This is a genomic window from Ruminococcus callidus ATCC 27760 (assembly GCF_000468015.1).
Classification (GTDB): Bacteria; Bacillota; Clostridia; order Oscillospirales; family Ruminococcaceae; genus Ruminococcus_C; species Ruminococcus_C callidus.
Genome location: NZ_KI260332.1, coordinates 6,625 through 11,207, shown reverse-complemented (window position 1 = coordinate 11,207; position 4,583 = coordinate 6,625). Strand labels below are relative to the sequence as shown.

General features: G+C 49.9%; 2 protein-coding genes. Both read right to left on the bottom strand.

What is annotated here, in order from left to right:
• Positions 1 to 106 precede the first annotated feature (106 nt).
• On the bottom strand, positions 107 to 3,283 hold the full coding sequence (locus RUMCAL_RS03490) for a glycoside hydrolase family 9 protein (RefSeq protein ID WP_021681140.1): 3,177 nt from the start codon (positions 3,281 to 3,283) through the stop codon (positions 107 to 109).
• 356 nt (positions 3,284 to 3,639) lie between these two features.
• Positions 3,640 to 4,583, bottom strand: a 944-nt coding sequence (locus RUMCAL_RS03485; RefSeq protein ID WP_021681138.1) for a DUF5620 domain-containing protein, incomplete at its 5' end; no start/stop codon positions are given.

Sequence of the window (4,583 nt, the reverse complement as noted above, 5' to 3'; positions counted from 1 at the left end):
TCGCCAGACGCTCTTTGTGCGGTATTGCCTTAGCAAAAAAGGCACCGCAGCCATGCAGCCGCAGTGCCTTTTTTATTTGTGAAACTCGTTTAAAGCAACGATTTCATTATGCGTTCATGCTGGAGTTTTCCGGCAGGCCCTTCAGAATGTGAACGAGGAACTTCAGCAGAGCTGTTGCGTCGTTGCCGTCGATTTCACCGTTCTGATCGTAGCAGTCACCATTCAGCATCTGCTGTGCGTTGAAGGTTACAACATTTGCAGCCTTCTTGTTCAGCAGAACTGCGTCTGTAACGTCTACAGCGCCGTCCAGATTGGTATCACCAAGCAGCAGCTGACCCGGAGTGATGGATGCAGCAGTTACGCTGGTGGTGGTAGCATTGCTGTCAGTTGTGGAAGCGTTGCTTGCATCTGTAGTAGCATCGCTTGCATCAGTGGAAGCTGCGGTAGTAGCAGCGGTTGTTGTAGTTGTATCCTTTGTGTCGGTAGAAGAAGTAGCTGTAGTAGTAGAAGATGGATCACGTTCGATGTACGGAGCTTCGTCATCCAGGAAGGAAGCAACCCAGCACAGCGGAGAGTTCCAGTTGATGGTGCACTCGTTTACAGACCATGCTTCTACGTTATCCAGATAGCACCTCATCGGAGCGATAGAACCTACCTTGTAGCCCTGACCCTGAACCATCGGGTCTTCCATGTTGGAGTTCGGACCACCGGACAGAACGCCGTACGGAGCATACGGGAAGTCGTCGCTGTTCAACTGACCAGACCACCATCTGTGGTGCGGGTAAGTGGTAGAGTGTTCACCGTAACCGGTTACATAACCCTGTTCCAGCGGGTTGCGACCCATCAGGTAGTCCATTGAAGTGGTAACACCGTCAATGTACTTTACTTCCTTAGATGCGTCATATGCCAGAGCCAGTGCCATAGAGTTGTTGATTACCATGGAGTTGGAACCCCATTCGTAACCGCCACTCAGAGTCTTGGTTTCAGAATCGCCTGTACCGGAAGCAGCATTGTACTTCCATACAGTGGTATCATAGTCATGACCTACATACGGGATACCATATGCAGATTTGTCCTGTACTTCCAGAATGGAGTCAGCTGCCTTCAGAACTTCTGCCTTCAGGGTGTTTACTTCATCCTGAGTCAGCAGGCCCTTATCCAGCATAGCCTGAGAATTTACATACAGGGAGATAGAACCAACGGAGTTCAGAGTACCCCATGTGAACAGGGAGAATGAACCGTTGTTTTCACCACCAACCAGAGTTGTGGAGATTTCCAGAGCCTTTGCGTTGTCAGTACCATAAGCGTTGGTACCATACTTCATCAGTTCATCATAATAGGTCTTGTCGCCTGTTGTGATGTACAGTTCGCAAGCTGCCCAGTAGAATTCGTCGCTGACTTCGGTGTCACCGTACGGGCCACCGCCCTTGTTCTGATCCAGCGGAGCATACATGAGGTCAGCAGAGATACCGCCTTCACCCTTGGTGTCGCCACCCCAGCCAGAGAACTTCTTGAAGTTCTTCTGTGCTGCTGCATAGGTCTTGATTGCTGCATCTTCCATGGTCTTTGCATAAGCTGCATCGTAATCCTTGAACAGACGAGCTGCCTGTGCAAATGTTGCAGAAGCGTTCAGAGTTGCTGCATAGGTAACCGGCTTAACGATTCGCATCGGAGCCTTGTTTTCCTTGTCGCCTTCGTTCTTGTCATACGGAGCAACAGCCAGACCGGTCCACTTGTAGTCGTGAGCCTTGTGGTATACCATACCATCGTCACGCATCATTTCGAGGAAGAAGTCCAGTTCTACCTTGCACTCGTCCAGAATATCCGGAGTACCGTTTCCTGCTTCCGGAATAGACATAACGGTGGAGTTATCGCCGAACTTATCAGCCTTGCCTACCATGAGGGATCTCTCATACATGTTCATCAGAGTCCACAGAGAGATACCGCCGTTTACAACGTACTTACCATAGTCACCAGCGTCGAACCAACCGCCAGCTACGTTAATGGACTGGCTGTAGGACGGCTTGGAGGTGTAGATGTAAACCCACTTGTCTGCGATGTAAGCGTTATCAGTCGGCCAGTGCTGAGAATCCTTACGAGCCAGAGTCTTCTTGCTGCCTTCCTGGCTCTGCGGAGACGGAATGTACTTGTCTTCAGTATCCATTGCACGGTTCTGATAGAAGTAGTTCAGTGCATAGGTCAGCATGCTCTTGTCGTGGTGCTTTTCATACAGGTTCTTGTCGATGTCAAAACTCTTAGAAGTCTTGCCGGCAACAGTCAGGGTGTAGCCCTTGCCTTCTGTAGTGAAATCTGTGAAGTCGATCTGCTGGGTGTAATCCCAGGCACCAGACTCATCATACTTGGTGTTGCCGTCGGTAGTGCCGCTGTAAACAACGCTGCCGCTTGCGTCCTTGATCTCGTAGTCATACTTGGTAGTATCACCTTCGGACAGAACAACAGTTGCAACCTTCTTACCATTCGGATAGTAACCAACCTGGTTTACTTCAACGCCGGTCGGCACATAAGCAGCTTCTGCCTGATAGTCAGATGCATCATCGGTCATATCGATGAGTGCCAGGTTGTCGAACCGGATGATGGTATCCTTCGGGAAGCAGTCCATCTTCGCGTAGTTACCCTGACCGCCCATGTGGAAGGTCCATTCTGCGGTACCCTTAACGGTTTCAGTAGCCTGGAATTCATAAGCAACTGTGGTCCACTGGTTTGCCGGATATTCCTTGTTGTACCAAGCATCCCAGCCCTGACCGTAGTCTACCTTGTTACCGGTCTTGGAAGCACTCTTCAGCTTTTCTTCCAGCTGTTCCTGTGTCAGACCTTCTTCGTAAGACAGGGACAGTTCGTCACCGTTGCTGTGCCACAGTTCCTGATCATCTTTGGACATGTTGCCCAGCTTTGGGTACATGTGACCGCTGTTAGACGGGTTTACGCTGTAGGTAATACGATAGGTGTGACCGCTTTCAATGGTCAGATTTCTGTGACGGAACTGGCAGTCCCAACGGCTTTCACCGCCGTTTGCAGTACCACCGATGTTTTCCAGCTTGATCGCATAGATACCGTCGGTGATGTCGAACTTCATGACAGCAGTTGCATTTTCACAAATGTGCCAAGGCAAGCCCTTTCCGTTTTCGAAGGTACCTTCGCCCAGCTCCTCGCCTGCGAACGCTGTCATAGACAGTGCAGTCAGACCTGTAGCGGTAGCAGAAACTGCCATCACTGCAGCAGAAGCGAAGGCAAGTGCCTTCTTGCCGAGTTTTTTCTTCAGCATAAATATCCTCCTTGAAAATTAGAGATTTTTTGATGTTGGAACAAGGGTACGCATGTTCCACTTTCAACGATTGTTTTCGCCGAACACGCCGGCAGATATACGCCGCACCGGATAGGATTCAGACGCAACTATCCCTTACAGGGCATATCTTTCTCGTTTCATTTATTATAGCACATGAAAAATTCATTGTAAAGTAGATTTTCAAATTTCAGTAAAACATGCTAAACAGTTTCCATGCTTTTTGTGCAACTTGCCATATGTAACGACAGGTTTTTCGGAAAAAACAGAAAAGAAAAAGGATACAGGCAAAATTTGCCCGTATCCTTTTTGTGAAAATTGCCGATTTTTGACAGAGATTAGCCCTCAGCCGGCAGAGTCCTTACGATCGAAACGAGGAACTGGAGCAGTACCGTCGAATCTGCCTGACCAACACCGTCATCGGTGCAGCAGTCAGCATTTGCATACTGCTGGTCGTTCAGGATTACCACGCCGGCAACCTTCTTGTTCAGCAGAACTGCGTCTGTGATGTCCACACGGCCGTCCAGATTTACGTCACCGTACAGGCTTGCCTTTACGCTCGGCTTCGGGCCGTTGGTAGCGGTGGTTGTCTGCTTGGTGGTAGTTGTGGTGGAAGCGGTGGTCTTGTTGGTAGTTGCCTTGGTTGTAGATACAGTGGTAGTGATCTGACCGCTGCCGTTGTAAGCGTCTGTGTAAACTGTAATAGAATCGATAGTGAACTTGTTGCAGTCGATCCACCATACGCCGAACTTCAGTTCGCCGCCGTACTGGGTCTGAATGATCGCAGAAGTTGCAGAATCCACATCCCATACGATGCTGCCGGTCTTTCCGCTGATGGTCTGTTCCATATCCTCAGACTGTGTCCAGTAATCCGGAGCCACGCTGGTAGAAGAACCGAATGCACCCTGCCACTTGCCGATCTGCTTCTTGCTGGTGGAGAGGTTGATCTCAACCTTGGTGACCTTTTCGCCTGCCGGAACGCCCAGATCGGACCACTTCCAGCCCAACATCTTATCGCCTGCCGGCAGTTCATCATAAACAATTGCCTTATTAATATCCTTGGTATACTTACCGCCGCTGGAAGGCTTTGCAGTAGTAGTGCCCGGTGTTACGTTGCCGTAGTGCAGAACGACCTTGTCGATCTTGACACTGCTTGCATCCGGATAGAAGACCATTGCCTTGACAGTCTGACCCACGTTGGACGGGATCACATAGTCTGCGGTGCACTGACCGTTCGAACCAACATTGACCTCAAAGTCAGTCTGTTCCCAGGAACCAGTCC

Excerpts from the sequence above, each read along its gene's own strand:
- RUMCAL_RS03490 (WP_021681140.1), bottom strand. The coding sequence starts at position 3,283 with ATGCTGAAGAAAAAACTCGGCAAGAAGGCACTTGCCTTCGCTTCTGCT.